The organism is Paraburkholderia ferrariae NBRC 106233 (assembly GCF_000685035.1).
In the GTDB taxonomy this organism is placed as follows: Bacteria; Pseudomonadota; Gammaproteobacteria; order Burkholderiales; family Burkholderiaceae; genus Paraburkholderia; species Paraburkholderia ferrariae.
The window spans coordinates 1-26,926 of record NZ_BAYB01000049.1 but is presented as its reverse complement, the minus strand read 5'-3'; the positions used below and the strand labels follow the sequence as shown (position 1 = coordinate 26,926).

Sequence of the window (26,926 nt, the reverse complement as noted above, 5' to 3'; positions counted from 1 at the left end):
TTCGCCGCGGCTCAGGCGCCCTTCACCTGCTGCTCGCGCATGCCCGAGCGGTTCACGATCGTGAGCGCCGAGGCGATCATCGTCGAAAGATCGCCCATGTCGCCCGGCACGATCAGGGTGTTGCCCTGCTTGGCGAGATTGCTGAACGCATTCACGTACTGCTCCGCGACCTTGAGGTTGACGGCGTCCATGCCGCCCTGGGTCTGGATCGAGCTGCCGATTTTCTGGATGGCCTGTGCATTGGCCTCCGCCACCGCGAGAATCGCGGCCGCCTGGCCCTGCGCCTGGTTGATCGCCGCCTGCCTCTCGCCCTCCGACTTCTGGATCGCGGCCTCGCGCGCGCCCGCCGCGAGATTGATCTGCTCCTGCTTGCGGCCCTCGGAAGCCGCGATCAGCGCGCGCTTCTCGCGCTCGGCCGTGATCTGCGCCTGCATGGCGTGGAGAATCTCCTTGGGCGGCGTGAGATCCTTGATCTCGTAGCGCAGCACCTTCACCCCCCAGTTCGAGGCCGCCTCGTCGAGCGCCGACACCACGCTATGGTTGATGAAGTCGCGCTCTTCGAAGGTCTTGTCGAGTTCAAGCCGCCCGATCACCGAGCGCAGCGTGGTCTGCGAGAGCTGCGTGATCGCGAACACGTAGTTGCTCGATCCGTACGACGCCTTCATCGGGTCGGTCACCTGGAAATACAGCACGCCGTCCACCTGCAACTGCGTGTTGTCGCGCGTGATGCAGACCTGACTCGGCACGTCGAGCGGAATCTCCTTGAGCACGTGCTTGTACGCGACGCGATCCACGAATGGCAGCACCATCGAGAGCCCCGGCGTGAGCGTGGCGTGATAGCGGCCGAGCCGCTCGAGCACCCACGCGTGCTGCTGCGGCACGATCTTGATGGTCTGCGCGATCAGCACGATGACGATCACCAGCAGAATCAACCCGACGACTGGAACTTGCATGAATGGCCTCTCTTCTCTTCGGTGTAATCGGAGTAACAGTGGCGGCAGCAGAACAACCACGGCAATCGCGCGGCCCCGCAGCGCTCGCAACGAGCAAACAAGACTCAGGCGTGCCGGGCCCCGCCGTGCGCAGCGTGGCGGCGCACCCCAACGATGAGGCAACTGCCGCGCATCGCCTTGATTTCATAGAGATGCGCGTCTTCGGGCTCGCCGGGCGCGAGTTCGACATCCCATTCGGCGCCGCGATACATGGCCCGCGCGCGGCGCTCGTGCCAACCCGCCACACTGAGCGATTCGCCGATGTCGAGATTGACGCCCGGATCGCGCGAGGCGTCGGTATTGCGCCGGCGCCGGCCAAAGCGCGAGCGGCGCAGCGCGATCACCGCAATCAATGCGACAGCGGCCGCAATCGCAAGCTGGAAGTCGAGCGGCACGCCCAGTTCGTAAGCGAGCACGCCGGCGAGAAAGCCGAGCGCGATCATCAGCAGGTAGAACGTGCCCGTCATCAGCTCGGCGACAACCAGCACACCCGCGCCGACCCACCAGAACAAACCATGTGGACCCACGTCAGTCTCCCAAAGTAAAACACCCCGGCTTGACCGGGGTGTTATAGCACGAAGCTGACACTTTTTTCCGTGCGGTGCCGCCGCGGCCTCGGCCACCCCGACTTTCGTCAAGGCGGCGTCTGCCGCAGCCTTACTTGCCCTGCGCGCTTGCCAGCGCCTGCCACGTCTCGATCACCGTATCCGGGTTCAGCGAGATCGAGGCAATGCCTTCCTCGGCCAGCCACTGGGCGAAGTCCGGGTGATCGGACGGCCCCTGGCCGCAGATGCCCACGTACTTGTTCAGGCGAAGGCAGGTTTCGATCGCGCGCTTGAGCATGAACTTCACAGCCGGATCGCGCTCGTCGAAATCGACGGCGAGCAGTTCCATGCCCGAGTCCCGGTCGAGGCCGAGCGTGAGCTGCGTAAGGTCGTTCGAGCCGATCGAGAAACCGTCGAAGAACTGCAGGAACTCTTCGGCGAGGATCGCGTTCGACGGCACTTCGCACATCATGATGAGCCTGAGGCCATTCACGCCGCGCTTGAGACCGAACTTCTCGAGCAGGCCCACCACGCGTTCCGCCTGCTTGAGCGTACGCACGAACGGCACCATGATCTCGACGTTCGTAAGACCCATCTCTTCGCGCACGCGCTTGAGCGCGAGGCATTCCATCTCGAACGCCTGGGCGAAGTCCTCGGCGATGTAGCGCGAGGCGCCGCGGAAGCCGAGCATCGGGTTCTCTTCGTCCGGCTCGTAGCGCGAACCGCCGATCAGCTTCTTGTACTCGTTCGACTTGAAGTCCGACAGACGCACGATCACGGGCTTCGGATAGAACGCCGCCGCAATCGTCGCGATGCCTTCTGTCAGCTTGTCCACGTAGAACGCGCGCGGCGAAGCATGGCCGCGGGCAACGCTCTCGACGGCCTTCTTGAGGTCCGCATCGACGTTCGGGTACTCCAGAATCGCCTTCGGGTGCACGCCGATGTTGTTGTTGATGATGAACTCGAGGCGCGCCAGGCCCACGCCGGCATTCGGCAACTGCGAGAAGTCAAACGCAAGCTGCGGGTTGCCGACGTTCATCATGATCTTGACCGGCACCGGCGGCAGTTCGCCGCGCTGGATTTCGCTCACTTCGGTTTCGAGCAGGCCGTCATAAATGCGGCCTTCGTCGCCTTCCGCGCACGACACGGTCACGAGCGCGCCGTCCTTCAGCACGTCGGTCGCGTCGCCGCAGCCCACCACGGCCGGCACGCCCAGCTCGCGCGCGATGATCGCGGCGTGGCAGGTACGGCCGCCACGGTTCGTGACGATCGCCGAAGCGCGCTTCATCACCGGTTCCCAGTTCGGGTCGGTCATGTCGGCCACGAGCACGTCGCCCGGCTGCACGCGTTCCATTTCGGACGGATCGTGAATCACCTTCACGCGGCCCGCGCCGATCTTCTGGCCGATGGCGCGGCCCGTGGCCAGCACCTGCGACTGACCCTTGAGCTTGAAGCGCTGTTCGACCTTGCCGGCGGCCTGGCTCTTCACGGTCTCGGGACGCGCCTGGAGAATGAAGATCTTGCCGTCGCGGCCGTCCTTGCCCCACTCGATGTCCATCGGACGCTGGTAGTGCTGCTCGATGATGACGGCATACTTCGCCAGCTCGATCACGTCCTCGTCGGTGATCGAGAAGCGGTTGCGCTGTTCGTGCGACACGTCCACGGTCTTCACGCGGCCCGGCTCGCCCGGCTGCGTGAATTCCATCTTGATGAGCTTCGAGCCGATCGAGCGGCGGATGATCGGGGCCTTGCCCTGGGCGAGCGTGGTCTTGAAAACATAGAACTCGTCCGGATTCACGGCGCCCTGCACGACCGTTTCGCCAAGACCGTAGCTCGACGTGATGAAAACGGCGTCCTTGAAGCCCGATTCCGTATCGAGCGTGAACATCACGCCCGCGGCGCCGCAGTCCGAGCGGACCATGCGCTGCACGCCGGCCGAAAGCGCGACTTCGGCATGCGTGAAACCCTTGTGGACGCGATAGGAAATGGCGCGGTCGTTGTAGAGCGACGCGAACACGTGCTTGAGGCGGTCGAGCACATCCTCGACGCCCACCACGTTCAGGTAGCTTTCCTGTTGACCGGCAAACGAGGCGTCGGGCAGGTCTTCGGCGGTCGCCGACGAACGCACCGCGAACGAGAGTTCAGCCGGCGAGCCGTTCTGCAGCGTTTGGAAGCCCGCGCGGATGTCCGCTTCGAGCTTCGCCTGCAGCGGCGCATCGATGATCCATTGACGGATTTCCTTGCCGGCTTCGGCCAGCGCCTTCACGTCGTCGACGTCGAGCGTCTCCAGACGAGCGGCGATCCGTTCGGTCAGGTTGTTGTGTTTCAGGAAGTCGCGGAAAGCGAGCGCCGTCGTGGCGAAGCCCGTGGGCACGCGCACGCCGGCTTCAGCCAACTGGCTGATCATCTCGCCGAGCGAGGCGTTCTTGCCGCCCACGATCTCGACATCGGTCATCCGCAACTGCTCGAAAGGCACTACATACGCCTGATCCTTTGCAACGGTGTTAGTCATACAAGCCCCTAAGTGTGAAAAAAATTCACGATTGCGCAAGTGGGCTCGAACGCGGTCCGCTCACAGGAAGCGGATTCGCGTCTTGCGCAACCTGTTGGAGAAGCAATCGCAATCGGCTCAAGCCGCTCAATGGGCCCGAGCAGCACCTTCGAAGCTTGCATCCAATGAAAGGAAAAGCACGAAGATGCAAACGATTACGCGAAGTTAGGCGGAATCGCTGCAAGTTGACGTCAGAATGAGCCACGATGGGCTGCCGTTTGACGTGGTTGCACTGCAATTGCTTATCCAACAGGTTGCCGCTATTCTACCGTGCCGACTCTCGAAAATGTGTCTGTCGGTGAGAATCGCGCCTCGGAACGCTGCACCTCGCGCCGCCCGGGCGCGCCGCCCCTCCTCCAGCGCCTGTAGCAGCGCACGTACCCAGCTTCAAACGATGCCGCCCACCGTATTCATCGTCTCCGACGGTACCGGGATTACCGCCGAGACCTTCGCGCACTCGATCCTCTCCCAGTTCGACCAGAAGTTCCGCCTGATCCGGGTTCCGTTCGTGGATTCGTCCGACAAGGCCTACTCGACCGCCGAGAAGATCAACGAAGCGGCCGTGCAGGAAGGCCGCCGCCCGATCGTCTTCACGACGCTCGTGGACAGCCATTCGAACGAGATCGTCAAACGCTCGAACGCCCTCGTGCTGGACATGTTCCAGACCTTCGTGGAGCCGCTGGAGCAGGAGCTGGAGCTCAAGTCGAGCCACGCGATGGGCCGCGGCCACCAGAACGCCGACACCGACGAGTACAAGAACCGCATCGAGGCGATCAACTTCTCGCTCGCGCACGACGACGGCCAGTCGGACCGCAATCTCGCCGACGCCGACGTGATCCTCGTGGGCGTTTCGCGCAGCGGCAAGACGCCGACGAGCCTGTATCTCGCGATGCAGTACGGCGTGAAGGCGGCGAACTATCCGCTCATCCCCGACGATTTCGAGCGCGGCAAGCTGCCCAATTCGCTGCTGTCGCATCGCTCGAAGATCTTCGGCCTGTCGATCGACCCGCAGCGCCTCACGGAAATCCGCAACGAGCGCCGCCCCGGCAGCAAGTACGCGGCGCTGGAAAACTGCCGCTACGAAGTCAACGAGGCGGAGGCGATGATGCGCCGCGAGGGCATCAAGTGGCTGTCCTCCACGCACAAGTCGATCGAGGAAATCGCCACGACGATCCTCCAGGAAATCCGCATCGACAAACCCGCTTATTGAGGCCCGCTGATTGAGGCCCGCTCATTGACGCCCGGGTCCGGAATCCGGACTTCAAAGCGAAAACGCCTGCCCGGCTTGAACCGGGCAGGTGTTTTTTGTTTCAGAGGCGCTAAGCACTCAGCGTGCGTGACGCTGCTGCCGGCACTGCTCGAAGAGGCACACCGCCGCCGCCGCGGCCACGTTCAGCGACTCCATGCCGCCCGGCTGCGGGATCGTCACGCGGTGCGCGGCCGCGTCGCGCCAAGTCTGCGACACGCCAGCCCCTTCGTTGCCGAACACCCAGGCCAGCGGCCCGGTCAGGTCGCATTCGTCCAGCGCCACGGCTCCGTGCGAATCGGTGATGACGACGGGCACGCCCAGCAGTTCCGCCAGCGCCGCCGGTTCCACGTTCTCGAACACGTCCAGCAGAAAGTGCGCGCCCATGGCCGAGCGCAGCACCTTCGACGACCACACGTAAGCGGTGCCCGGCGTGCAGAAGACCCGGTCGATGCCCGCGGCCGCCGCGCTGCGCAGGATCGAGCCGACGTTGCCCGCGTCCTGCACGCCGTCGAGAATCACGCAGGTGGACGACACACGGTGCGGCAGCGCGGCTTCGGGCGTATCGACGAGCAGCAGCATGCCGACGCCATGCACGACGTTCGAAAGCTGGCCGAAGAGCGCGTCGGGCAGCGTCACGACGCGCCGCTCGTCGATGCGCGCGACGATGGCCTGCGCCTCTTCGTGCGCGAGCGCGCCGTCGGTCACGATGCAGTATTCGGGCTGGCCGCCGCCGTCGAGCCAGGCGCTCGCCAGGTGGAAGCCTTCGAGCAGCGCCTGGCCGCTCTTGCGCTGTTGATGCGTCGAGCCGGCCAGCGCCTTCAGGCGCTTGTAGAGCGGATTGTCGCGTGAGGTAATGGCTTTCACGGGCGGCCTGCCGATGGAATCAAAGATGAAGGAAAAGAGGCGCCGCGCGTAGCGGCGCCATATCGCGCCATATCGCGCCAACGCGTCAGAACGGCGCGCTTGAGCCTGACGACGCGCAGGCGTCGCCGGCCTCGAAACCGTCCGCCGCGCGTTCCGCCGACGCCATGCCGGTCAGCACGATGCCTTGCAGCGCATAGGCTTCGCGCACCGGCGCAAACGAGCGGCGATGGTGCACGCAGGGGCCATGCTCGCGCAGCGCCGCCAGATGCTGCGGCGTGCCGTAGCCGGCGTGCGCGTCGAACCCATAGAGCGGATGCGCCTCGTGCAGGTCCAGCAGCAGGCGGTCGCGCGTCACCTTCGCGATGATGGACGCCGCCGAAATGCTCGGCACCAGCGCGTCGCCGCCGATCACGGCTTCGCTGCGCACCGGCAGCACCGGGCAGCGGTTGCCGTCGATCTTCGCGAGCGTGGGCGTCACGGGAAGCCCCTCGACCGCGCGCCGCATGGCCAGCATCGTCGCGTGCAGGATATTGAGCGTGTCGATCTCCTCGACCGTCGCCGATGCCACGCACCAGGCGAGCGAACGCTCGACGATGAGGTCGTAAAGCACGTCGCGCGTCCTGGCGCTCAGGGCCTTCGAGTCGTCGAGCCCCTCGATGGGGCGCGCCGGATCGAGAATCACCGCCGCCGCCACCACGGGACCGGCCAGCGGGCCTCGCCCTGCCTCGTCCACGCCGCAAATCACGTCCTCGGGCGACTCGAACAGCAAGCCGGCCTGCTGCGCGAACGCATGGCGCGTCGCGCGCTTCGCCGCCGCCTTCGAAGGGGCTTTCGAGGGCACCTTGCCGGCACCCGCACCCGCTGCCGGCGCGCTGGCGCGGCCACGCCGGGCCGCGCCCTTCGCTGCACTATTCGACCCGTCGCCCGTCATGCCCGTCCTCTGCGGCTTTCCACGATGCCCGCCACCACTTCCGCGGCGCGCTGCGACGTGTTCTGGCGCAGCGCCAGATGCATCTCGGTGAAAATTTCTGTCAGCGTGCGCCGGTTCGCCTCGTCGTGCAACTGGGTGAGCGTGGCGTCGGCGAGCGCCTCGGGCGTCGCGAAGTGCTGCAGGATTTCGGGCACGACGAAGCGGCCCGCGAGAATGTTCGGCAGACCCACATAGGGCAGATAGCCCTGGCGGCGCATGATCTCGCCCGTGAGCCAGGGCACCTTGTACGAGATGACCATGGGCTTCTTGAGCAGCGCCGCTTCCAGCGTCACCGTGCCGCTCTTCACGAGAATCGCATCGGCGGCCGTCATCGCGAGCTGCGACTGGCCGTCGATAATCGTCAGCGCAAGCCCCTGGTGCGCATTCGCGAGTTCCTGCAACTGCGCGTGGATCGCGGGCGTCGCCGCCGGCATCACGAAGCGCAGGCCCGGCTCGCGCTGCTGCATGATCTGCATCGCGTCGAAGAACGTCGGCCCGATCAGGTTGATCTCCGAGCGGCGGCTGCCCGGCAGCACCGCGATCACGGGCCCGCTCTCGGGCAGGCCCAGCGCGCGGCGCGCACCCGGCACATCGGGCTCGAGCGGAATCTCGTCGGCGAGCGGATGGCCCACGTACGACGCCGCCACGCCGGCCTTCTCCAGAATCGCCGTCTCGAACGGGAACACGCACAGCATGTGATCCACGGACTTCTGGATCTTCTTGATGCGGCCGCCCCGCCACGCCCAGATCGACGGGCAGACGAAATGGATCGTGGGAATGCCGGCCGCGCGCAGCGAATGCTCGAGGCCGAAATTGAAGTCCGGCGCATCGACGCCGACGAACGCATCGGGCGGATCGGCCAGCACCTGATGCTTGAGCTCGCCGCGAATGCGCAGGATCTCGGGAATATGCCTGAGCGCCTCGACGTAGCCGCGCACCGTGAGCTTGTCCATCGGCCAGTGCGCGTCGAAACCGGCGGCCATCATGCGCGGGCCGCCAATTCCGTAGTACTGCGTCGTATCGGGCAGACGGCCCGCGAGTCCGCTGAGCAGCGACGCGGCGAGCAGATCGCCGGACGGCTCGCCGGCCACCATCGCGAGCCGCAGAGGGCGGGTCGAGAGCGCCATCGGTTAGCGGATGATGCCGCGTTGCGACTGCTCGACGAAGTCGATCAGCGCCTTCACATAGGCATCGCCGTCGCCGCCGGCGCCCGCCAGCTCCGCGAGCTGGACCTTCGCCTCTTCGAGCGAAAGCCCGTTCTTGTAGAGCGTGCGGTAGGCCGAGCGCAGCGCCGAAATCGCGTCGGGCGAGAAACCGCGGCGGCGCAGGCCCTCGACGTTGATGCCGTGCGGCACCGCCTTGTTGCCGGCGGCGATCACGAACGGCGGCACGTCCTGCACGAGCGCCGAAGCGCCGCCCACCATCGCGTGCGCACCGATGCGCACGTACTGGTGCACGCCGGTCATGCCGCCGATCACGGCGTAGTCGTCCACGATCACGTGGCCCGCGAGCTGCGCATTGCTCGACATGATCACGTTGTTGCCGAGACGGCAGTCGTGGCCCACGTGCACGTAGGCCATGATCCAGTTGTCGTCGCCGATGATCGTGACGCCGGTGTCCTGCACCGTGCCCGTATGCAGCGTCGTGAACTCGCGGATCATGTTGCGGTTGCCGATCACGAGCTTCGTGGGCTCGTCCTGGTACTTCATGTCCTGCGGACGCCCGCCCACCGATGCGTAATGACCGATGCGGTTGTCTTCGCCGATCGTCGTATGGCCTTCGAGCACGCTGTGCGACCCGACCACGGTGCGCGCACCGATGCTCACGTGCGCGCCGACGATGGCATACGGGCCGATCTCGGCCGTCTCGTCGACCTGCGCGCCCGTTTCGACGATTGCAGTGGGATGAATCCTGCTCATTCGCCCTCGCTTCGATTTCAGTTGCGTGCCGGCGCACCGCATGGCGCGCGCGGACACTACGCGACGCGCGTTATTGCGCGGGCGCGTCGTTCTTCTTCACGGTGCACATCAGCTCTGCTTCGCAGGCGACGACGCCGTCCACTTCCGCACGCGCCTTGAACTTCCAGATGCCGCGCATGTAGCGCTCGAACGTGGCGTTCAGGATCAGCTGGTCGCCCGGCTCCACCACGCGCTTGAAGCGCGCACCGTCGATGCCGACGAAGTAGTAGAGCGTGTTCGTGAAGTCCTGCTGCTCTTCCGAGAAGGTGAGGAGCGCGGCGGTTTGCGCGAGCGCCTCGAGGATCATCACGCCGGGCATGACCGGACGCGTGGGGAAATGGCCCGTGAAAAAGGGCTCGTTGACCGTCACGTTCTTCAACGCCGTGATGCTCTTGTGCGGCTCCAGCTCGAGAACCCGGTCCACCATCAGGAACGGATAGCGATGCGGCAGCAGCGTGAGGATCTTGTGGATGTCGAAGTTGAGTTTTTCGATGTTCATGGTGTTTCTGCTCACGCAGGAGTTGCGCGATGACTAGCGGTGCCGATGCCGACGCCGCGCGCGCTTGCGCGCAGTATGCGCTACGCACGCGAAATCGGGCATGCGGATCTGCCCGGAGCGCGATCCGGCCGCGAAAACCAGCGTCCTGCACTGCACGCCGGCCACAGCCGTCTCGCCCCAAGTACCCCGGAAATGCCTTTGTTAATGCGCCTTTGCGACTCAGGCGCCGCCTTGCGGCTTGTCGGCGAGCGCCGCTTCGAGCGCCCGGATGCGGTCGCGCAGCTTGTCGATATTGCGCAAAAGCGCGGCGCTCTTGTTCCAGTCCGCGTGATCCACGGCCGGAAACGCGCTGGTGTACATGCCGGGCTTCGTCAGCGACTTCGAGACGCCCGACTTCGCCGTGACGATCACGTAGTCGGCAAGCGTCACGTGCCCTGCAATGCCCACCGCGCCGCCGATCATGCAATGCCGCCCGATCGTGGTGCTGCCCGCGATACCGGCACAGCCCGCGATCACGGTGTACGCACCGATCTTGCAGTTGTGCCCGATCTGCACCAGGTTATCGATCTTCACGCACGCTTCGATAATCGTGTCGGCCATGGCGCCGCGGTCGATGGTCGTGTTCGCACCGATCTCCACGTCGGGACCGATCGACACGCCGCCCACCTGCGGGATCTTGACCCAGCTACCCGTGCGCGCCTCGCCCTCGCCCTGGAAATCGGGGGCGAAGCCGAAGCCGTCCGAGCCGATCACGGCGCCCGCATGCACGATCGCACGCTCGCCGATGCGGCAGCCGTGATAAACGGCCACGCCCGGGTACAGGTGCGAATCCGCGCCGATCTGCGTGCCGCGGCCGACGAACACGTTCGCGTCGAGGCGCACGTTCTCGCCGATCACGGCGCCCGCCTCGACCGTCACGTTCGGGCCGATCACCGCGCTCGCAGCGACCTTTGCCGTGGCGTCGACATTCGCGCCCGGGTGCACGCCGGGTTGCACCTTCGGCGCCGCGAGGTCGATGAACGCCTGCGCGACGCGCGCGAAATAAGCATACGGATTGGGTGTGACGATGAAGTTGCGGGCGCCGTGCGCATCGGCCTCGCTCGAAGCGACCTTCGCGAGATCGTCCGGGCTGATGAGCACCGCGCCGGCGCGGGTCGTTTCGACCTGCGCCAGGTACTTCGGATTGGCGAGGAACGCCAGTTGTTGCGGACCGGCCTGGTCGAGCGGTGCAAGCGAGCCGACGCGCTGCGCCGGGTCGCCGACCACTTCACCGCCAAAACGCCCGGCGAGTTCCTCAAGCGTGAAAGCCATGCTCGTGCTGCTCCTGCCTTGTTCTTTGCGTCAATTGGTGCTGCTGGCACCCGATGCCGGGATCGCGCCGTTTGCGGAAGCGAGCGCCTTCAGCACCTGATCGGTGATGTCGATGCGCGGACTCACGTAGACTGCTTCCTGCACGATCAGGTCGTAGTGCTGCTGCTCGGCGATCTGCTTGATCACCTTGTTGGCCTTGTCCAGCACCGCCGCAAGCTCCTCGTTGCGGCGCTGGTTCAGGTCCTCGCGAAACTCGCGCTGCTTGCGCTGGAAGTCGCTGTCGAGTTGCGACAGGTCGCGCTGCTTCTGTGCGCGATCGGTCGCCGACATCGACGGCCCGTTCTTGTCGAGCGCGTCGGACATGGCCTTCAGGCGCTGCGCCATGTCCTGCAAATCCTTGTCGCGCTTGGCAAACTCGGCTTCCAGCTTGGTTTGCGCAGCCTTCGCGGGGGCGGATTCGCGCAGGATGCGGTCGGAGTTGACCGCCGCGATTCTCGCCTCCTGGGCCTGGGCCGCGCCCGCGCCGAAAGCGAATACCGCCAGCGACAGCGCCATGGCCCCGAACATCCGTCTTGAAAACATACCCGTTAGCAAAGTCATCCTCTCGATTCTCTGGATTCCCGTTCCTGCCGTGCCACGCCTTCGCGCGGCACCGCTCAGAACGCCGTCCCGATCTGGAACTGGAACTTCTGGTACTGATCGCCTTCGTGCTTCGTGATCGGAAAGCCCATGCTCAGCTTGAGCGGCCCGATCGGCGAAATCCACGCAAGACCCACACCGTAGCTGTAACGCAGGCCATTCGCGCCGACGCTGTTGCCTTCGGTCCCCCAGACGTTACCACCATCGAGGAACGTGAAGACGCGCAGTGTACGGTCATAGCCCGTGCCCGGCAGCGGAAACATCAGTTCGATATTGCCGACCACCATCTTCGAACCGCCGATCGGGTCGCCCGTCGTCTTGTCGCGCGGACCCAGCGAACTCGGCTCATAGCCGCGCACCGAACCGATGCCGCCGGCGTAGTAGTTCTTGAAGATCGGATACGGCTTGCCGCCCAGGCCGTTGCCGTAGCCGGCCTGAACGTTCATGCCGAGCACGAAGCCGCGCGCAAACGAATAATAGTACTGCGCCTGCACGTCGGCCTTGTAGTACTCCGTACTGCCGACGGGCGTGCCGAATTCGGCGTTCGCCTGCGTGAAATAGCCCCGGCTCGGCACGAGCGCGCTGTCACGCGCGTCGCGCGACCAGCCCATCGTGAGCGGCACGTTGTTCGACACGCGGCCGAACTCGGCCACGTAGTCGAGGTAGCTTTGCGGCGTGTACTGGTCGGTGTCGAGGCGGTCCTGCTCGAAGCCCGCGCCGAAGTACACCGTATCGACCTCCGAAAACGGAATGCCGAACTTCAGGTCGCCGCCGGCCGTGACGATCTTGAAGCTCGAATCGGTCGAGTAGTAGAGCGGCTGGTACGTGCGGTAGTAGACGTCGGTAATGCGCTTGATGCCGTCCACCGTGAAGTACGGATCCACCTGCGTGACAGCCAGCGTGCGGTACGACCTTGCGGTGTTCACGTTCACGGAGAGCGAGGTGCCCGAGCCGAACACGTTGTCCTGCGACACGCCGGCCGACAGCACGACCTTGTCCGTGGACGAAAAGCCCGCACCGAGCGTGATCGCGCCGGTCGGCTTTTCGGCCACCTTCACGTCCACGTCCACCTGGTCCGCGGTGCCCTCCACGGGCACCGTGCTCACGTCCACGTCGGTGAAGTAGCCGAGGCGGTTGACGCGGTCCTTCGAAAGCGCGAGGCGGTTCGAATCGAACCACGCGCTTTCGAGCTGGCGCATTTCGCGACGCACGACTTCGTCGCGCGTACGCGTATTGCCGACCACGTTGATACGGCGCACATAGACGCGGCGGCCCGGATCGATCTGCAGCGCGAGATCGACGGTATGGTTCGCCCGGTCGATCTGCGGCACGGCATTCACGGTCGCGAATGCGTAGCCGTATTCGCCGAGCTTGTCGACGAGCGCCTTCGTGGTCGCAGTGAGTTTCGCGGCCGAGAACGTTTCGCCCGCCTTGATCGTGATCAGCTTGTCGAGTTCGGCCCCGCGGTCGAGCAGGTTGCCCGACAGATGGATGGCCGACACCTTGTAGGGCTCGCCTTCGTGAATCCCGATCGTGAGGTACATGTCCTTCTTGTCGGGCGAGAGCGAAACCTGGGTCGAGTCGATGTTGAACTCGAGATAGCCGTGATTCAGGTAGTACGAGCGCAGGCTTTCGAGGTCGCCCGTGAGCTTGTCCTTCGAATACAGGTCGGCCTTCGTGTACCACGAGAACCAGTTCGGCGTGGAGAGCTGCATCTCGGAGAGCAGCGTGCCGGTGCTGTACACCTTGTTGCCGATGAAGTTGATCTGGCGGATCTTCGCGCTCGGACCTTCCACGACGGAGAACAGCAGGCCCACGCGGCTGCGCTCGATCGGCGTAACGGTGGTCGTCACTTCGGCCGCGTAATAGCCGCGCGTGAGGTACTGGCGCTTGAGCTCCTGCTCGGCGCGATCGACGAGCGCCTTGTCGTAATAGCGGCCCTGCGCGAGCCCGACCGACTTGAGCGCCTTCGTGAGGTTGTCCTTGTCGAACTCGTGCAGACCCGAAAAGTCGATCGAGCCCACCGCCGGACGCTCCTGAACCTGGACCACCACCACGTCGCCTTGCGCCGCGATCTTCACGTCGTTGAAGAAGCCCGTTGCGTAGAGCGCGCGGATCGCCCCGGAAGCCTTGTCGTCGTTGAACGTGTCGCCCTGCTTGATGGGCAGGTAGGCGAATACGGTGCCCGGCTCGATGCGTTGCAGGCCTTCGACGCGGATGTCCTGAACCACGAAAGGCGTGGTTGCTGCGTGAACAACCAGTCCATGTGCGGCAACCGCCGCTGCTGCAACCGACTTCGGAACCAGGCGATGAGGTCTAAACAACGTGCTTCCCCAAGTATGTATAGCTGCATCCGGCCGCCCGAGGACGCCGCCAGACACTTTAAAAATGGATTAGCCTGGCCAGATCGTTGAACAATGCGATCGCTGACAATGCGACGATGCAGGCCAGCCCTGCCCGCTGCAGCACGAGCTGCCAGCGATCCGAAACGGCTTTGCCCGTTACGGCTTCAACCACGTAATATAACAGATGCCCCCCGTCCAAAACCGGAATTGGGAGCAGGTTGAGCACCCCCAGGCTAATGCTGACAAGGGCGAGGAACGAGAGGAACGCCGACGGCCCGAGCCGCGCGCTCTTGCCCGCATAGTCGGCAATCGTGACCGGGCCGGACAGATTCTTCAGCGACGCTTCGCCCGTAATCATGCGGCCGAACATCCGCAGCGAATACGCCGCGATGTCCCACGTGCGATACGCGCCGAGGCGCAGGCTTTCAACGGGCCCGTAGCGCACGTCCACCGAAGGCGCCTGCGCGGAGAGCGCCGCGCCGATACGGCCCACCTGCTCGCCCGTTTCGTCGTCGGTCTGAACCTGGGGCACGACTGTGAGCGTGACGCTCCGGGCCGGCTGGCCTTGCTGCGCCTGCCCGCCCTGCTGCCCTTCGTCCGCTTGCCCGCGCAGCACCTCGATGTGCAGCGGCTTGCCCGCATGGCCCTTCACATATGCGATGAATGTGTTCGCGCTATCGACCGGACGCCCGTCGATCGCCTGCAGACGATCGCCCTTCTGCAGCCCCGCCTGCTCAGCCGCGCTGCCCGGCTCGACGCCCGCGACCTGCAGCGTGCCGCCGCCCGGCTCGAGGCCGAGGCGCGACATGAAGTCGTCGTCGAGATCCTTGCCGCTCAGGTTGGAGAGGTCGAGCGGAAAGTCGTAGGTCCCGCCGCCGTCACGAGCAACGAGCACGACGCGGCTGCGATCGAATGCCGCAGACATCAGCTTCCAGCGCAGATCCGACCACGAGCGCACGGCTTCCGTATCGCTGCCGTTTGCATCGCTGACCGAAACGATTTTCTCGCCGCCCTGGAAACCCGCCCTCGCGGCCGCGCTCTGTGCGGCAGGCGCGGCGACGATCGCCGCCGGCTCGTTCACGCCGGTCGCGAAAACCAGCGAAAACAGCGCGATGGCCAGCAGGAAATTGGCAATGGGGCCGGCCGCTACAATCGCGATACGCTTGCCCACCGACTGGCGATTGAACGCCTGCGCGAGATCATCCGGCGCAATCGTGCCGGGCGACTCGCGCTCGTCGAGCATCTTCACGTAGCCGCCCAGCGGCAGCGCCGAAATGGTCCACTCGGTGCCGCTCTTCTTGCTGACCCACTGCAGGAGCGGCCGGCCGAAGCCGATCGAAAAGCGCAGGACCTTCACGCCGCACAGGCGCGCGACGCTGTAATGCCCGTATTCGTGCACGACGACGAGCACGCCGATCGCCACGACAAAAGCCACCAGTTCGGTGAGCAGGTTCATCCGTATCTCCTGCTAACAGCGTGCCAGTCCTCGCGAGGCCCGGGCGCGAGCCTCGGCGGACACCCTTGCCGGCGCCCCCGCCCGTGCTCCTGAAAGCGCTTCAGGCCGGCACCGGCAAGCTGTCGATGAGGGTGTGCGCCGCACGGCGCGCGGCGGCATCGGCTTCGAGCACGACGTCGAGACTCGACGCGCTCGTGTTTCCGAGTGCGTTGAGCACGGCATCGACCGTCTGCGCGATCGCCATGAAACCGATGCGGCGGTTGAGAAACGCCTCCACCGCGACCTCATTGGCCGCATTGAGCGTCGCACTCGCGACGCCGCCTTCCGCGAGCGCCTTCATGGCGAGCGCGAGGCAGGGGAAGCGCTGGTAATCGGGCTTCTCGAACGTGAGCGTGGCCACCTGCGTGAGATCGAGCTGCGCGACGCCCGAATCGACGCGATCCGGGAACGCCAGCGCGTGCGCGATCGGCGTACGCATGTCGGGATTGCCCAGTTGCGCGAGCACCGAACCGTCCGCATACGACACCATCGAATGGATCGTGCTTTGCGGATGGATCAGCACCTCGATCCGCTCGCCCGGCAAATCGAACAGGTAGTGCGCCTCGATCACCTCGAGGCCCTTGTTCATCATCGTCGCCGAATCGACCGAGATCTTGCGGCCCATCGACCAGTTCGGATGCTTGCAGGCTTCCTCGGGCGTCACGTCGACGAGCGTGGCCGGCTCGCGCGTGCGAAACGGGCCGCCCGACGCGGTGAGGACTATTTTCGAGACGCCGCCGTGCTGGGCCGCGTCGAGCGGCAGGCACTGGAAAATCGCGTTGTGCTCGCTGTCCACGGGCAGCAGGACCGCGCCGTGATCGTGCACCGCGTCCATGAAGATGTCGCCCGACATCACGAGCGCTTCCTTGTTGGCGAGCAGAATGCGCTTGCCGGCGCGCGCCGCCGCGAGCGTGGGCGCAAGACCCGCCGCGCCGACGATGGCCGCCACCACGGTGTCGCAGCCGTCGCTCTTCGAAACGTCCACGAGCGCTTGCGGCCCGTAGGTCACGATGGTGCGGCAACCCGCCTCGCGCAGCTTCTTCTCGACCTGCGCGGCCGTTGCGGCGTCGCCGACCACGGCCACTTCGGGCGCAAAGCGCAGGCACTGCTCGACGAGCTTGTCGCCGTTGCGGTGCGCCGTGAGCGCGTACACCGAGAAGCGTTGCGGATGACGCGCGACGACGTCGAGCGTGCTGTCTCCGATCGAGCCCGTGGATCCGAGCAATGTCAGTCGTTTTTGCATATTCAATTCTCTAGCCGAGCGCTTCTAGCCGAGCAGCAGCATGGCGAGCGGCAGCACCGGCAACAGCGCGTCGATGCGGTCGAGCACCCCGCCGTGGCCCGGCAAAAGGCCGCTCGAATCCTTCACGCCGGCCTGGCGCTTCATCATCGACTCGAACAGGTCGCCCACCACGCTGAAGGCGACCAGCACGGAAAGCACGAAGAGCGCGCGGCCGACCCCGAGGGCGGCCGCCAGCGCGGAATACAGCGTCGGCTCGAACGCGTGCAGCACGATCGCGGCCACCGACACCGCCATCACGGCGGCCCAGCCGCCCGCCGCGCCCTCCCAGGTCTTGCCCGGGCTGATGGCGGGCGCGAGCTTGTGGCGCCCGAAGGCCTTACCGGCAAAGTATGCGCCGATATCGGCCAGCCAGACGACCAGCAGCAGCGACAGCACGAACGCCACGCCCGCCGTGCGCGCCGCAACAAGGGCATGCCAGCACGCGGCGAAGATTACGAGGCCCGCGGCCAGCAGGAACGTGCGCCAGGCGCCGGCGGCGAGCACGGGCTTGCGCAGCAGCACGTAAGGGCCGGCCACGATCCAGAAAATGCCCGCGGCCTGGAAGAGCGGCCGCGGCGCATCGAGCCGCGTGGAGAGCGCGACGACGGCCGCCGCGATCGCGGCATAGACGAGGGAGCCGGTCGAACCGGCCTTCAGGAGGCGCGCCCACTCCCACGCGGCAAACACCACGACGACGCCGATCAGCGCGCCGAACGCCGCCACCGGCGCGAACAGCGTGACCGGCAGGAAGACGGCCAGCAGGACGATCGCCGTGATGACACGGGTCTTTAGCATGAAAGCGAGTCGGCGTTCTGGGATTGTTTCTGGGTATCGAGCTGGGCGCTCGTGCGACCGAAGCGGCGTTCGCGCTCGGCATAAGAATCGATCGCGCGGCCGAGGGCCGCGGCGTCGAAGTCAGGCCAGTACGTATCGGTGAAATAGAATTCGGCGTAAGCGAGCTGCCACAGCAGGAAATTGCTGACGCGCTGCTCCCCGCCCGTACGGATGAAGAGATCCGGTTCCGGCGCATAGGCCATGGCGAGGTGCTGCCCGAGCGTGTCCTCGGTGACCGCCACCGGCTCGCCGGCGCGGGCGCTCTCCTCCACCAGCTTGCGGGTGGCCTGCATGATGTCCCATCGGCCGCCGTAATTCGCGGCGATCGTGAGCGTGAGACGCGTATTGCGGGCCGTCTTGGTTTCGGCGCGGCGGATCAGGTCCTGGATGCGCTCGTTGAACATCGACAGGTCGCCCACCACGCACAGGCGAATGCCGTTCGCGTGCAGACGCCCGACCTCGCGCTCGAGCGCCGTGACGAAGAGGCGCATCAGGAACGACACCTCGTCGGTCGGACGGCGCCAGTTCTCCGAGCTGAACGCGAACAGCGTCAGATACTCGACGCCGCGCTCGACACAGGCTTCGACGACCGAGCGCACGGCGTCGACGCCGCGCGTATGCCCCGCGACGCGCGGCAGGCGGCGCTGCGTCGCCCAACGGCCATTGCCGTCCATGATGATCGCGATGTGGCGCGGCACGGCCGCCACGTCGGGCACGCGAACGGTTGAGCTGGTATAGGTCATGGCCGTCGGACTCAAACTGCAATAAGGAAGGAAACCCTGGCGGGACTGAGAGCCTTGCGGCCTCAGACCGTCATGATTTCCGCTTCCTTGGTCTGGACGAGCTTGTCGATCTCGGTCACGAAGCGGTCGGTCAGCTTCTGGACGTCGTCGCCCGCACGGCGCTCGTCGTCTTCCGAGATTTCCTTGTCCTTCACGAGCTTCTTGAGCTGCTCGTTGGCGTCGCGGCGCAGGTTGCGCACGGCCACCTTGGCCGTTTCGCCTTCGCTCTTGACGATCTTGGTGAGCTCCTTGCGGCGCTCTTCGGTCAGCGCGGGCATCGGCACGCGGATCATGTCGCCGTGCGTGGCCGGGTTCAGGCCCAGATCCGACTCGCGGATCGCCTTTTCGACGGCCTGGACCATCTTCTTTTCCCACGGCTGGACGCCGATGGTGCGCGCATCGACGAGCGTCAGGTTCGCGACCTGCGAGATGGGCACGGGCGAGCCGTAGTAATCGACCTGGATGTGATCGAGCAGACCGGTATGCGCCCGGCCCGTGCGGATCTTGGCCAGATCGCCCTTGAACGCTTCGATCGAGCGCTGCATCTTCTGCTCGACGCCCTTCTTGATGTCAGCCACAGCCATTTTGAAACCTCCGAAACTTCTAGACGGTACAAGCCCGCGGGCGCCCCGGGGTGCCCCGGGAGCCGCGAGGCCGCATTCGAGCCTCTCGTACGGCGAGAGTTTACACGTGGACGAGCGTACCTTCGTCTTCGCCCTGAACGATGCGCTTGAGCGCGCCCGGCTTGACGATCGAAAAAACGCGGATCGGCAGCTTCTGGTCGCGGCACAGCGCGAACGCCGTCGCGTCCATGACCTGCAGGTTGCGGCCGATCGCCTCGTCGAAGCTGATCGTCGAGTAGCGGGTGGCCGTGGGATCCTTCTTGGGGTCCGCCGAATAGACACCGTCCACCTTGGTCGCCTTCAGCACGACTTCCGCGCCCACTTCCGAGCCGCGCAGCGCGGCGGCCGTATCGGTCGTGAAGAACGGGTTGCCCGTGCCGGCCGCGAAGATCACGACCTTGCCTTCTTCCAGCTGGCGAATCGCGCGGGGGCGAATGTACGGCTCGACCACCTGGTCCATGCGCAGCGCCGACTGCACGCGCGCCTCGATGCCGGCGTGACGCATGGCGTCCTGCAGCGCGAGCGCGTTCATCATCGTGGCGAGCATGCCCATGTAGTCGGCGGTCGCGCGGTCCATGCCGGCCGCGCCGCCCGCGACGCCGCGGAAAATGTTGCCGCCGCCGATCACCACCGCGAGCTGCGTGCCGAGCCGCACCACCTCGGCCACGTCCGCCACCATTCGTTCGATGGTGGCGCGATTGATGCCGAAGGCATCGTCGCCCATCAGGGCTTCACCGGAGAGTTTGAGCAGGACACGTTTATAGGCGGGTGTGGGCATGGGGTATCCAGATCGCGCGGAAAGGCAATAACTTGAAACTGTAGGGGTGAAATACGGCTTCGGGCAAGCACTGTCAGAAATGACGGTGCCAGAAGCGCCACCTTGCGCGGCGAGGGCTGGCTCGCGCTCAGGTGCCGCTACGCTGCCCGCCGCGGCGGAGACGCTCCGCCGCGGCTACTGCAATGCTGCTGGTACTGCAACTGCTGCGCTGACGGCTGCTACGGCCGTACTTTCGCGCGGACCTTATTGCTGCTTTGCAGCAGCCACTTGCGCGGCCACTTCGGCGGCGAAGTCGTCCTGGCGCTTCTCGATGCCTTCGCCGACCACGAACAGCGCGAACTTCTGGACCGACGAACCGGCGGCCTTCAGCATCTGCTCGATCGTCTGCTTGTCGTTCTTCACGAACGTCTGGTTCAGCAGCGAGACTTCCTTCAGGTACTTCTGGACCGAACCTTCGACCATCTTCGCGACGATCTCAGCCGGCTTGCCCGATTCGGCAGCCTTCTGCTCGGCGATGCTGCGCTCCTTGGCGATCAGGTCGGCCGGCACGTCGTCCGACGAGAGCGAGACCGGCTTCATTGCGGCGATGTGCATCGCCACGTCCTTGCCGACCTGCTCCTGCTCGCCCGTGTACTCGACCAGCACGCCGATGCGCGTGCCGTGGAGGTACGAAGCCAGCTTGTTCGAGGTTTCGAAACGCGAGAAGCGGCGGATCGACAGGTTTTCACCGATCTTGCCGACGAGTGCGAGGCGCACTGCGTCAACCGTCGAGCCCTCGAACGGCAGCGCCGAGAGGGCGGCGACGTCAGCCGGGTTTTGCGTGGCGACCAGTTCGGCCACCTTGTTCGCGAAGGCGAGGAAGTCGTCGTTCTTCGCGACGAAGTCGGTTTCGCAGTTCAGCTCGACCACGGCGCCGGCATTGCCGCCGACGAACGAAGCGATCACGCCTTCGGCCGTCACGCGCGATGCGGCCTTGCTCGCCTTGTTGCCGAGCTTCACGCGCAGCAGTTCTTCGGCGCGTGCCATGTCGCCGTCGGCTTCCGTCAGCGCCTTCTTGCATTCCATCATCGGCGCGTCGGTTTTCGCGCGCAGTTCTGCCACCATGCTTGCGGTAATTGCCGCCATCATTCGCTCCTTGAGTCTGTCTGGTACACGCCGACCGCCATTCGATGCAGCCGGCAGGAATTCGTTTCCGCGAGACATGCTTTTTTACAGTCTCGCTGTGCCGCCCCTATGACACGGACATGACGCGAAATCTCGCGCCTCGCACCGGGCGGCCGAAAGTCGCGGCTTAAAAAAAAGGGGCCTATGGAAAGCCCCCTTTTCTTGCCGGACACGGGGCAGCTTACGCCTCCGAATTGACCTCGACGAACTCGTCGTCGCCGTCGTTGCCGCGCACGGCTGCAACCACTTCGTTCACCGCATTCGCACGGCCTTCGAGGATTGCGTCGGCCACGCCTTGCGTGTACAGCGCGACTGCCTTGCTGGCGTCGTCGTTACCCGGGATGACGTAGTCGATGCCTTCCGGCGAGTGGTTCGTGTCGACCACGGCGATGACGGGGATGCCCAGCTTGTTGGCTTCCGTCACGGCAATCTTGTGGTAGCCGACGTCGACCACGAAGATCGCGTCCGGAATGCCGCCCATGTCCTTCACGCCGCCGATCGACTTTTGCAGCTTGGCGATTTCGCGTTCGAACAGGAGCGCTTCCTTCTTGCTCATCTTTTCGAGTTCACCTGCTTCCACGGACGCTTCCATGTCCTTCAGGCGCTTGATCGAAACCTTCAGCGTCTTGAAGTTGGTCAGCATGCCGCCGAGCCAGCGCGCGTTCACGTACGGCATGCCGGCGCGGTTTGCCTCTTCGGAGATCGTGTCGCGCGATTGACGCTTCGTGCCGACGAACAGGATCGTGCCGCGGTTCGATGCCAGTTGACGCACGTACTTCAGTGCGTCGTTGTACATCGGCAGCGTCTTTTCGAGGTTGATGATGTGAATCTTGTTGCGATGACCGAAGATGAAGGGGGCCATCTTGGGGTTCCAGAAGCGCGTCTGGTGACCGAAGTGGACACCTGCTTCCAGCATCTGGCGCATGGTAACTGCCATGTTGAATTCTCCGTGAGGGTTGGGTCTGAAGCCGGCTGCCGCATCGTTCGCACCGCCCTTTCCCGAGGAAAGGATCTGGCACGCGCGACACCCTGGATGCGCCGGCTCGCGAGTCAAATCTGATACGCTGCGCGGCTTGACTGCCCGCCGCGTATTTACTGCACTGCCACCGCCGGAGATTCATCCGCCCCCGGCGTTGTTGCCTGCTCCTGCGCTTCCTGTGCCCGCGACAGCAGCGGACACACCGCCAACCCGCCGTTTTTCCTTCAGACTTTGAAAGAATACGGGGATCGACTTAGCCGATGATTATAGCATGCGGAATGCGGCTCGCTCAAGCCAGCTATTACCCTCGGGAATGGGTGGGGGTCTTTGGCCGGGATGGATCTGGCGGTGGGTCGGCCGTTCAGGAGCGGTTTGGTCTGGGCGGCTTTGAGATTTCTGGCTCGGCAGCCGCGCCCGGGCGCGGGGGTAGCTTGATCCGGCACGCTCAGTCACACGTGCCGCTTTCTCAACTTGCCTCGCAATACCCGGAGGCTCGCACCCAGCACAATGGCAACGGCAAGGCAGCACGCAAGAAACAGCGCGAGCAGGCCCATCGTTTCGATATCGCCGGGGTCTAGTGGCTCCTGCTGGCCCGCGAGGTGGAGAAGCTCACGTATTGAAACGTCGAGCCAATACGGCATTTCGAATGAAAAGCGGCAGATGAACGCGCCCGATAAATAGGCGTCAAGGAACGTCAAGATTGCTATCCCGAATCCTCTCTACGGGTAATGCTTGCGATCCCCGAAGCCCGCCCATCGTCCCCCATAGTTCAACGCGAGACGGTTTAAGCGCGTACAATTACGCTGTTAACGGCGAGTAGATGGGTCACGGAGCACGCAGTGACCCATTTTTCATTTGGGCCATACCTTGAACCGTCTACCCGCTACGCCTTCATGAATGGTGGGAAAACTGGCAGCAAGCGCGCTCTTCGCGAGCCGGGCCGGACACCAAGCCCTTTAAAATCAAGGGGTTGATAGATTATGACAGTCTCGATCAAGAACGAACACGACATCGCGCAGATGCGCGTCGCCTGCCGGCTGGCGAGCGAGGTGCTCGACTACATCACGCCGCATGTCGCCGCGGGCATCACGACGGGCGAGCTCGACCGCCTGTGCCACGAATACATGACCAACGTGCAGGGCACGGTCCCCGCGCCGCTGAACTACCAGCCGCCCGGCTACCCGCCGTATCCGAAGGCGACCTGCATCTCGGTCAACGACGTGATCTGCCACGGTATTCCGGGCGAAAAGGCGCTCAAGAACGGCGACGCGCTCAATATCGACGTCACCGTCATCAAGGACGGCTATTTCGGCGACACGAGCCGCATGTTCATCGTGGGCGAAGGCTCGATCCTCGTGAAGCGCCTGGTCCAGACGACTTACGAGTGCATGTGGCTCGGGATCGATCAGATCCGCCCCGGCGCCCATCTGGGCGACATCGGCTACGCCATCCAGCGCTACGCCGAAGCCCAGGGCTACAGCGTCGTGCGCGAGTATTGCGGCCACGGCATCGGCACGGTGTTCCACGAAGATCCGCAGGTGCTGCACTACGGCCGCCCCGGCACGGGCATCGAACTCGTACCCGGCATGATGTTTACCGTCGAGCCGATGATCAACGCCGGGCGCCGCGAGATCCGCACGATGCCGGACCAGTGGACCGTCAAGACCAAGGATCGCAGTCTCTCGGCCCAGTGGGAGCATACGGTGCTCGTCACCGAGACCGGCTACGAAGTGCTGACCGTCTCCGCGGGCACGCCGGCCAAGCCGGCCATCGTCGCGCAGGCGGCGGGCACGGCGGCCTGAATGATCTAGTGGCCTGAGCGGCCCGGGCGCTCAGGCAGGCGCCCGGTTCCGGCGGGCGGCCATCATCAAGCGGGAGCCCTCAACGTCACCGCAAGGCCATCGCCCCCGGTCAGTATTTCGGCGGCTGGCAAGGCCGCCGCGGCCGCGAGACAATCCCGTTGTAAAAGCGACAACACAGGCGCGCGGCCCTGATCGCAGACGGTCATTGCCCGCGCCGGCGCCAAGCGCATGCCCCGGCGCCGGCGCTTGCGGTTTGCCGCCAGCCCTCGGCAGCAAACCGGCAGATCCGGCCAGAGCAGCGTCTCGGCCGGCCGATTTCCAACCCGCGCACGGATAACCCGAGCCCATGAGCGTTCCCGCCGTCGCCATCACCGATACCTCGACGCTGAAATCCGACTACAGGGCCGCCAAGGTCCCGCTGATCGAGCGCTTTCGCACCGCAGCCAACGTCGATACGCTGATGCGCGCCCTCGCCCGCGTCACCGACGAGACGCTGCGCCGCGCCTGGCACGCCTGCGATCTGCCGGCTTCGGTCGCGCTCGTCGCCGTGGGCGGCTTCGGGCGCGGCGAGCTCGCGCCGTACTCCGACGTCGATATCCTCGTGCTGCTGCCCGACAGCGAGCCGCTGGCCCCGCTCGAAGCGCGCATCGAGCGCTTCATCGGGCTCGCGTGGGACCTCGGGCTCGAAATCGGCAGCAGCGTGCGCAGCGTGTCGCAATGCCTCGAAGAGTCGGCCAACGACGTCACCGTGCGCACCTCGCTTCTCGAAGCACGCCGCATCACGGGCAGCGCGAGCCTCTTTGCCGATTTCACGCAGCGCTACCGCGACGCGATGGACCCGCGCGCATTCTTCCAGGCGAAGGTGCTGGAAATGCGCCAGCGCCACGCCAAGTTCCAGGACACGCCTTATGCGCTCGAACCCAACATCAAGGAAAGCCCCGGCGGCCTGCGCGATCTGCAACTGATCCTGTGGATCACGGAAGCCGCGGCGTTCGGCAGCAGCTGGCGCGAGCTCGAAGAGCGCGGGCTCATCACCGGCCGCGAAGCGCGCGAACTGCGCCGCAACGAAACGTTCCTCAAGGCACTGCGGGCGCGCCTGCACGTCATCGCGGGGCGTCGCCAGGACATCCTCGTCTTCGACCTGCAAACCGCCGTGGCCGAGAGCTTCGGCTTCAAGGCAACCGCGGCACGCCGCGCGAGCGAGCAGCTCATGCGCCGCTACTACTGGGCGGCCAAGGCGGTCACCCAGCTCGCGACGATCCTGATCCAGAACATCGAGGCGCAGCTCTTCCCGAGCACGAGCGGCGTCACGCGCGTGCTCTCCGATCATTTCGTCGAGAAGCAGGGCATGATCGAGATCGCCAGCGACGACGTGTTCGAGCGCGAACCGCATGCGATCCTCGAAGCCTTCCTGCTCTACGAGCAGGTCCAGGGCGTGAAGGGACTCTCGGCGCGCACGCTGCGCGCGCTCTACAACGCGCGCGAAAAGATGGACCAGCACTGGCGGCGCGATCCGGAGAACCGGCGCCTCTTCATGGAGATCCTGAAGCAGCCGGCCGGCATTACGCACGCGCTGCGGCTCATGAACCAGACCAGCGTGCTGGGCCGCTACCTGTTGAACTTCCGCCGCATCGTCGGGCAGATGCAGCACGACCTCTACCACGTGTACACGGTCGATCAACACATCCTGATGGTGCTGCGCAACATGCGCCGCTTCGCGGTGGCCGAGCACGCGCACGAATACCCGTTCTGCAGCCAGTTGATCGCGAACTTCGAGCGCCCCTGGGTGCTTTACGTCGCCGCCCTCTTCCACGACATCGCCAAGGGGCGCGGCGGCGACCACTCTGAGCTCGGCATGGCCGACGCGCGGCGCTTTTGCCGCGAGCACGGCATCGAGGGCGACGACGCCGCGCTCGTGGTCTGGCTCGTGCAGCATCACCTGACGATGAGCCAGGTCGCGCAAAAGCAGGACACGAGCGACCCCGAAGTCATCAAGCGCTTTGCCGATCTGGTGGGCTCCGAGCGGCGCCTCACGGCGCTCTATCTGCTTACCGTCGCCGACATCCGCGGCACGAGCCCGAAGGTGTGGAACAACTGGAAGGGCAAGCTGCTCGAGGACCTCTACCGCTCGACGCTCGCCGTGCTGGGCGGCGCGCGGCCCGACACGCATTCCGAACTCAAGACGCGCCAGGAAGAAGCCATCGCGCTGCTGCGTCTCGAAACGGTGCCGGAAAACGCGCACGACGCGCTATGGAACCAGCTCGACGTGGGCTATTTCCTGCGCCACGACGCCGCCGATATCGCCTGGCAAACGCGCGTGCTGTATCGTCACGTGCAGACCCCGACGCCGGTCGTGCGGGCGCGTCCCTCGCCCATCGGCGAAGCGTTGCAGGTGCTCGTCTACGCGAAGGACCGTCCCGATCTCTTCGCCACAATGTGCGCCTACTTCGACCGCAGCGGCCTCTCGGTGCTCGACGCCCGCGTGAGCACGACGCGCCACGGCTACGCGCTCGACAACTTCATCGTCGCCCACACCGAGGGCGACGTGCATTACCGCGACATCGCGAACCTCGTCGAACAGGAACTCGCGGAGCGCCTCACCGCCACCGACAGCCCGCTGCCCGAACCGGCGAAGGGCCGTCTGTCGCGCCTCTCGCGCACGTTCCCGGTCACGCCGCGCGTGGACCTGCGGGCCGACGAGCGTGGCCAGTACTACATCCTGTCCGTGTCGGCCAACGACCGGCCGGGCCTTCTTTATTCCATCGCGCGCGTGCTGGCCGAGCACCGGGTCGGCGTCCATGCGGCGCGGATCAATACGCTCGGCGAGCGCGTCGAAGACGTGTTTCTGCTCGACGGCACCGGTCTGTCCGACAACCGCCAGCAGATCCGCCTCGAAACCGAATTGCTGCGCGCGATAGCCGTGTGAAATAACCATGTCCACCCGAGCCCGACTCACCGCCAAACATCCGCGACCGGCCACGCCCGAGCGCGCCCCCGTCCGCCGCGGGACCACGACCGCGCGCAAGCCCGTGCGGCCGGCCGCCCCGGCCGAGCCCGCGCCGCGAGCGGCAAAGCCCGCCGGTGCGCAAGGCGCGGCGCGTTCGTCCGAGCGAACGGGCGCGAAATCCACGCCGCCTCGCGAACGCAACGCGAACAGCCGCCCGGCGCGGACCGCGCCCGGCGAGCGTCCGGCCCGGCCGGCCTCGAAACCTTACGGTAAAGCCGGCGCCGCCACCGGGGACCGCGCCAGACCGGCCGGCGCCC

23 protein-coding genes are annotated in these 26,926 nt (G+C 65.4%); 3 read left to right on the top strand and 20 right to left on the bottom strand.

All coding sequences use genetic code 11. From position 1 onward, the window contains the following. Positions 1–11 precede the first annotated feature (11 nt). The 3 genes from BFE01S_RS33605 to ppsA all read right to left on the bottom strand — a co-directional run bounded on the left by BFE01S_RS33605 (position 12) and on the right by ppsA (position 4,049). Entirely contained in the window at positions 12–953 is a 942-nt protein-coding gene (locus BFE01S_RS33605) for an SPFH domain-containing protein (RefSeq protein WP_028229268.1), read from the bottom strand. A gap of 104 nt (positions 954–1,057) precedes the next feature. Then, entirely contained in the window at positions 1,058–1,519 is a 462-nt protein-coding gene (locus tag BFE01S_RS33600; protein ID WP_028229267.1) for an NfeD family protein, read from the bottom strand. Between the two features lie 130 nt (positions 1,520–1,649). Continuing rightward, positions 1,650–4,049, bottom strand: a complete 2,400-nt coding sequence (gene ppsA / locus BFE01S_RS33595; RefSeq protein ID WP_084170384.1) for a phosphoenolpyruvate synthase — start codon at positions 4,047–4,049, stop codon at positions 1,650–1,652. Positions 4,050–4,482: 433 nt separating this feature from the next. Here ppsA and ppsR point away from each other — a divergent pair, with 433 nt between their 5' ends. Further along, the gene (gene ppsR, locus BFE01S_RS33590; protein WP_028229265.1) at positions 4,483–5,298 is read left to right on the top strand and encodes a posphoenolpyruvate synthetase regulatory kinase/phosphorylase PpsR; all 816 of its coding nucleotides are present in this window, start codon (positions 4,483–4,485) and stop codon (positions 5,296–5,298) included. 117 nt (positions 5,299–5,415) lie between these two features. Here ppsR and BFE01S_RS33585 read toward each other — a convergent pair whose 3' ends face one another. The 17 genes from BFE01S_RS33585 to BFE01S_RS33505 form a co-directional block, all read right to left on the bottom strand. After that, positions 5,416–6,201, bottom strand: a complete 786-nt coding sequence (locus BFE01S_RS33585) for a TrmH family RNA methyltransferase (RefSeq protein ID WP_028229264.1) — start codon at positions 6,199–6,201, stop codon at positions 5,416–5,418. An 85-nt stretch (positions 6,202–6,286) separates the two neighbouring features. Continuing rightward, on the bottom strand, positions 6,287–7,132 hold the full coding sequence (gene rnhB, locus BFE01S_RS41265) for a ribonuclease HII (RefSeq protein WP_084170382.1): 846 nt from the start codon (positions 7,130–7,132) through the stop codon (positions 6,287–6,289). Further along, entirely contained in the window at positions 7,129–8,298 is a 1,170-nt protein-coding gene (gene lpxB, locus BFE01S_RS33575) for a lipid-A-disaccharide synthase (protein ID WP_028229263.1), read from the bottom strand. Before lpxB ends, rnhB begins: the two co-directional genes overlap by 4 nt. Before the next feature lie 3 nt (positions 8,299–8,301). After that, entirely contained in the window at positions 8,302–9,090 is a 789-nt protein-coding gene (gene lpxA, locus BFE01S_RS33570) for an acyl-ACP--UDP-N-acetylglucosamine O-acyltransferase (protein ID WP_028229262.1), read from the bottom strand. A 70-nt stretch (positions 9,091–9,160) separates the two neighbouring features. Next, positions 9,161–9,628, bottom strand: a complete 468-nt coding sequence (gene fabZ, locus BFE01S_RS33565; RefSeq protein ID WP_028229261.1) for a 3-hydroxyacyl-ACP dehydratase FabZ — start codon at positions 9,626–9,628, stop codon at positions 9,161–9,163. Between the two features lie 219 nt (positions 9,629–9,847). Beyond that, positions 9,848–10,939, bottom strand: a complete 1,092-nt coding sequence (lpxD, locus tag BFE01S_RS33560; RefSeq protein WP_028229260.1) for a UDP-3-O-(3-hydroxymyristoyl)glucosamine N-acyltransferase — start codon at positions 10,937–10,939, stop codon at positions 9,848–9,850. A 30-nt stretch (positions 10,940–10,969) separates the two neighbouring features. Beyond that, on the bottom strand, positions 10,970–11,533 hold the full coding sequence (locus BFE01S_RS33555) for an OmpH family outer membrane protein (protein ID WP_156967256.1): 564 nt from the start codon (positions 11,531–11,533) through the stop codon (positions 10,970–10,972). 62 nt (positions 11,534–11,595) lie between these two features. Next, positions 11,596–13,902 (bottom strand): outer membrane protein assembly factor BamA, encoded by a 2,307-nt coding sequence (bamA, locus tag BFE01S_RS33550; RefSeq protein WP_028229258.1) that lies wholly within the window; start codon positions 13,900–13,902, stop codon positions 11,596–11,598. A gap of 58 nt (positions 13,903–13,960) precedes the next feature. Continuing rightward, entirely contained in the window at positions 13,961–15,379 is a 1,419-nt protein-coding gene (rseP, locus tag BFE01S_RS33545; RefSeq protein ID WP_028229257.1) for an RIP metalloprotease RseP, read from the bottom strand. Positions 15,380–15,479: 100 nt separating this feature from the next. Continuing rightward, positions 15,480–16,661 (bottom strand): 1-deoxy-D-xylulose-5-phosphate reductoisomerase, encoded by a 1,182-nt coding sequence (locus BFE01S_RS33540; protein ID WP_028229256.1) that lies wholly within the window; start codon positions 16,659–16,661, stop codon positions 15,480–15,482. Positions 16,662–16,685: 24 nt separating this feature from the next. Continuing rightward, positions 16,686–17,495, bottom strand: a complete 810-nt coding sequence (locus tag BFE01S_RS33535) for a phosphatidate cytidylyltransferase (protein ID WP_028229255.1) — start codon at positions 17,493–17,495, stop codon at positions 16,686–16,688. Continuing rightward, positions 17,489–18,277: a polyprenyl diphosphate synthase gene (gene uppS / locus BFE01S_RS33530; protein WP_028229254.1), complete on the bottom strand. Its 789-nt coding sequence runs from the start codon at positions 18,275–18,277 to the stop codon at positions 17,489–17,491. The genes BFE01S_RS33535 and uppS overlap by 7 nt, the downstream gene beginning before the upstream one ends. 62 nt (positions 18,278–18,339) lie before the next feature. After that, positions 18,340–18,900, bottom strand: a complete 561-nt coding sequence (frr, locus tag BFE01S_RS33525) for a ribosome recycling factor (protein ID WP_028229253.1) — start codon at positions 18,898–18,900, stop codon at positions 18,340–18,342. Positions 18,901–19,000: 100 nt separating this feature from the next. Then, entirely contained in the window at positions 19,001–19,717 is a 717-nt protein-coding gene (gene pyrH, locus BFE01S_RS33520; protein WP_028229252.1) for a UMP kinase, read from the bottom strand. A 243-nt stretch (positions 19,718–19,960) separates the two neighbouring features. Next, positions 19,961–20,842 (bottom strand): translation elongation factor Ts, encoded by an 882-nt coding sequence (tsf, locus tag BFE01S_RS33515; protein ID WP_028229251.1) that lies wholly within the window; start codon positions 20,840–20,842, stop codon positions 19,961–19,963. A gap of 220 nt (positions 20,843–21,062) precedes the next feature. Further along, on the bottom strand, positions 21,063–21,818 hold the full coding sequence (rpsB, locus tag BFE01S_RS33510; RefSeq protein WP_028229250.1) for a 30S ribosomal protein S2: 756 nt from the start codon (positions 21,816–21,818) through the stop codon (positions 21,063–21,065). Between the two features lie 491 nt (positions 21,819–22,309). Further along, entirely contained in the window at positions 22,310–22,558 is a 249-nt protein-coding gene (locus BFE01S_RS33505; RefSeq protein WP_028229249.1) for a hypothetical protein, read from the bottom strand. 282 nt (positions 22,559–22,840) lie between these two features. On the opposite strand from BFE01S_RS33505, the gene map reads away from it, so the two are divergent. Together map and BFE01S_RS33495 are read left to right on the top strand one after the other, a co-directional pair. After that, positions 22,841–23,662, top strand: a complete 822-nt coding sequence (gene map, locus BFE01S_RS33500; protein ID WP_028229248.1) for a type I methionyl aminopeptidase — start codon at positions 22,841–22,843, stop codon at positions 23,660–23,662. Positions 23,663–24,008: 346 nt separating this feature from the next. Further along, complete coding sequence (locus BFE01S_RS33495) at positions 24,009–26,588, top strand: [protein-PII] uridylyltransferase (RefSeq protein WP_042339562.1); 2,580 nt, start codon at positions 24,009–24,011, stop codon at positions 26,586–26,588. Positions 26,589–26,926 lie beyond the last annotated feature (338 nt).

Coding starts and splice junctions, on each gene's coding strand:
- ppsR (WP_028229265.1), top strand. CDS start 4,483: ATGCCGCCCACCGTATTCATCGTCTCCGACGGTACCGGGATTACCGCC.
- tsf (WP_028229251.1), bottom strand. CDS start 20,842: ATGGCGGCAATTACCGCAAGCATGGTGGCAGAACTGCGCGCGAAAACC.
- uppS (WP_028229254.1), bottom strand. CDS start 18,277: ATGACCTATACCAGCTCAACCGTTCGCGTGCCCGACGTGGCGGCCGTG.
- lpxA (WP_028229262.1), bottom strand. CDS start 9,090: ATGAGCAGGATTCATCCCACTGCAATCGTCGAAACGGGCGCGCAGGTC.
- BFE01S_RS33535 (WP_028229255.1), bottom strand. CDS start 17,495: ATGCTAAAGACCCGTGTCATCACGGCGATCGTCCTGCTGGCCGTCTTC.
- fabZ (WP_028229261.1), bottom strand. CDS start 9,628: ATGAACATCGAAAAACTCAACTTCGACATCCACAAGATCCTCACGCTG.
- BFE01S_RS33495 (WP_042339562.1), top strand. CDS start 24,009: ATGAGCGTTCCCGCCGTCGCCATCACCGATACCTCGACGCTGAAATCC.
- map (WP_028229248.1), top strand. CDS start 22,841: ATGACAGTCTCGATCAAGAACGAACACGACATCGCGCAGATGCGCGTC.
- ppsA (WP_084170384.1), bottom strand. CDS start 4,049: ATGACTAACACCGTTGCAAAGGATCAGGCGTATGTAGTGCCTTTCGAG.
- BFE01S_RS33605 (WP_028229268.1), bottom strand. CDS start 953: ATGCAAGTTCCAGTCGTCGGGTTGATTCTGCTGGTGATCGTCATCGTG.
- rpsB (WP_028229250.1), bottom strand. CDS start 21,818: ATGGCAGTTACCATGCGCCAGATGCTGGAAGCAGGTGTCCACTTCGGT.
- pyrH (WP_028229252.1), bottom strand. CDS start 19,717: ATGCCCACACCCGCCTATAAACGTGTCCTGCTCAAACTCTCCGGTGAA.
- BFE01S_RS33540 (WP_028229256.1), bottom strand. CDS start 16,661: ATGCAAAAACGACTGACATTGCTCGGATCCACGGGCTCGATCGGAGAC.
- rseP (WP_028229257.1), bottom strand. CDS start 15,379: ATGAACCTGCTCACCGAACTGGTGGCTTTTGTCGTGGCGATCGGCGTG.
- lpxB (WP_028229263.1), bottom strand. CDS start 8,298: ATGGCGCTCTCGACCCGCCCTCTGCGGCTCGCGATGGTGGCCGGCGAG.
- rnhB (WP_084170382.1), bottom strand. CDS start 7,132: ATGACGGGCGACGGGTCGAATAGTGCAGCGAAGGGCGCGGCCCGGCGT.
- lpxD (WP_028229260.1), bottom strand. CDS start 10,939: ATGGCTTTCACGCTTGAGGAACTCGCCGGGCGTTTTGGCGGTGAAGTG.
- frr (WP_028229253.1), bottom strand. CDS start 18,900: ATGGCTGTGGCTGACATCAAGAAGGGCGTCGAGCAGAAGATGCAGCGC.